Origin of the sequence: Nostoc sp. 2RC (assembly GCF_014222165.1) — a bacterium.
In the GTDB taxonomy this organism is placed as follows: Bacteria; Cyanobacteriota; Cyanobacteriia; order Cyanobacteriales; family Nostocaceae; genus Nostoc; species Nostoc linckia.
Map to the genome: position 1 here is coordinate 1 of NZ_JACKZU010000614.1, position 2557 is coordinate 2557.

Annotated in this window: 2 protein-coding genes; both read right to left on the reverse strand. The window is 39.8% G+C overall.

Going from position 1 to position 2557, the window contains the following annotated elements; translation table 11 throughout:
• Positions 1-268: 268 nt before the first annotated feature.
• Entirely contained in the window at positions 269-1477 is a 1209-nt protein-coding gene (locus tag GNE10_RS33740; RefSeq protein ID WP_185570392.1) for a 4-hydroxy-3-methylbut-2-enyl diphosphate reductase, read from the reverse strand.
• Between the two features lie 78 nt (positions 1478-1555).
• Positions 1556-2404 (reverse strand): SGNH/GDSL hydrolase family protein, encoded by an 849-nt coding sequence (locus GNE10_RS33745; protein WP_185570393.1) that lies wholly within the window; start codon positions 2402-2404, stop codon positions 1556-1558.
• Positions 2405-2557 lie beyond the last annotated feature (153 nt).

The following is a 2557-nucleotide window of genomic DNA, read 5'->3' on the forward strand; positions in this document are numbered from 1 at the left end:
GGATTAAGGGGTGGGGTGGCTGTGGAAATCATAACTAATTATGCGGACATGATACAGGAGATTCAGAGTTTATAAGGTACAAACTATTGTAATGGCGTAGGCTTTGCCTTCCCGTAGGGTACGGCTGTTCGCCCCTAACCATGTACCTCGTTTACCTAAAAAACGCTGTATCATTACTTAATAAATAGATACCCGATTTTATATATAAATCAGGTATCTATTTATTGAGTATTTTATATTTAACTAGGCTGCTATATACTCCTACAAATTACACTAGTGTTGCTGTTGCTTTCAACGCAAAAATCTTTTCAATGATATCTTCTACTACCTTGTCTGGTGTTGAAGCACCAGAGGTAATTCCCACAACAATTTCCCCTTCTGGTAACCAGTTTTCTGTAATGGTTAATTGCCCATTTAATTGCCGATGTTCAATAGAATTTGCTGATTGAATACGTGCAACACTGTCAATGTGATAAGAAGGAATTTTCCTCTCAATGGCAATTTGTTGCAGCTGCGTAGTATTTGAGGAATTAAACCCACCAATAACTACCATTAAATCCAAATTATCTTCTACTAACTCCAACATTGCATCTTGCCGTTCTTGTGTAGCATCACAAATAGTGTTGAAGCTTTGGAAATGCTGGTTTAATTCTGTAGGGCCGTACTTTTGCAACATAGTACGCTCAAAAAGCTTGCCGATTTGTTCAGTTTCGCCTTTGAGCATGGTAGTTTGGTTAGCAATGCCAACTCTTTCTAAATCGCGATCGGGATCGAATCCTGCTGAACAAGCTTTAGCAAATTTTTGCAAAAATTCTTCGCGGTTGCCACCGTTAATAATATAATTAGCAACATATTCCGCTTCTGACAAATTCAATACAATTAAATATTTGCCAGCAAAGGAACTCGTAGCAACTGTTTCTTCATGTTTATATTTACCGTGAATAATTGAAGTATAATCAACTTTTTTGTGCTTTTCTACTGTATTCCAAACTTTAGATACCCAAGGACAAGTTGTATCTACAATTTTGCAGCCTTTTTCGTGAAGGATCTGCATTTCTTGAACGCTAGCCCCAAAAGCTGGTAATATGACTACATCACCAGTATCAACAACAGAAAAGTCTTTTTGATTGGCTTCCACTGGGATAAATTTTACTTCCATCTCCTGCATCCGCTGATTTACAGAAGGGTTATGAATTATCTCGTTAGTAATCCAGATGCTTTCTGTGGGGAAATGTTGACGGGTTTCATAGGCCATGGCCACAGCACGTTCTACACCCCAACAAAAGCCAAAGGCTTGGGCTAGCCTGATGGTGACATCGCCTCGTTGCAGGATGTAATTGCGATCGCGAATTTCCTGAATCAAGTTACTTTGATACTCAGATTGTAACTGACTAGTAACTTCTGCTTGATGACCAAATCCCTTACGATTGTAATTTTCTGAGTGTTGGAGCGTCCGCTTAAAAGCTTTTGTATCCATGAGATTCGTCTACTTAAACCACTATTTTTTATTCTCTCGCGCTAAGACGCGATTCATACAGACTGGTATTCAAAGATATTACTTCTTATCCTTCCCTGAAACACGTTGAAGTTCAGGTTTTAATTCCATATTGCTATAAATCTGCAATGCAGAACGCCAAACTATATAGCCTTCACGATTGAGATGTAAGCCATCAGTAGTAAATTCCTGGCGGAGATTACCTTTGGTGTTGGTAAACAGAGGATATAAATCGAGGAATTTTACACCTTGTTTTGCAGATATGCTTCGCAGTCGTTCGTTTAATCGTCGAATACGATTATTCGTAATAGCCAGAAGTTTATCTCGTCCTTGCCAAGTTGCTTGTTCTGCACCATGTGGCAAAATCGACTGCACCACAATTTCAGTTGTGGGATGCACTCTTCGCAGGTGACTGATAATTTGCTGATGATTATTTAAAATTACTTCATCCCTCGTCCCCCGAATTAAGTCATTAATGCCAATCATCACAAAAATTGCCTCTGGCTTGGTGCGGTCAAATATATTCAATCTTTTCAAAAGTCCCTGACTAGTTTCGCCAGAAATTCCTTGATTGAGCCAATTTTTACCTTCGGGTAATAATTCAGTGGGAAACCATAAACTCAAAGAATCACCCGCAAGTATAGTTAAGTTTACAGGACGGCGATCGGCAGCTACTTTAGCTTCTTGTTTGAGAATATCTACCCACTGTTGATAAGTGAGTTGGTGACGGCGACCTAAATCAGGTGTAACAACTGGACGTGAGTTGTTGACGGTCATTTGCTCTAGGCCAAAAAAAGCGGTCAATTTCTGCTGTTGCCAAATTAGCAGAACCACCGCCAACAGTAGTACGCCGTTGGTTAACAGCGAGAAAAATGCCCAGATAGGAAAGGTTTTAAAAGAAGTAGACACAACTAGCGAAATTTACCAATTATTTTGAATCAGATTTTAACGCTAGTACTCAAAAATCACCTTGATGAAAATAGGGAAAGGGGAAAGGGCAAAGGGTAAAGGGGAAAGGGCAAAGGGCAAAGGGCAAAGGGCAAAGGGCAAAGGGCAAAGGGC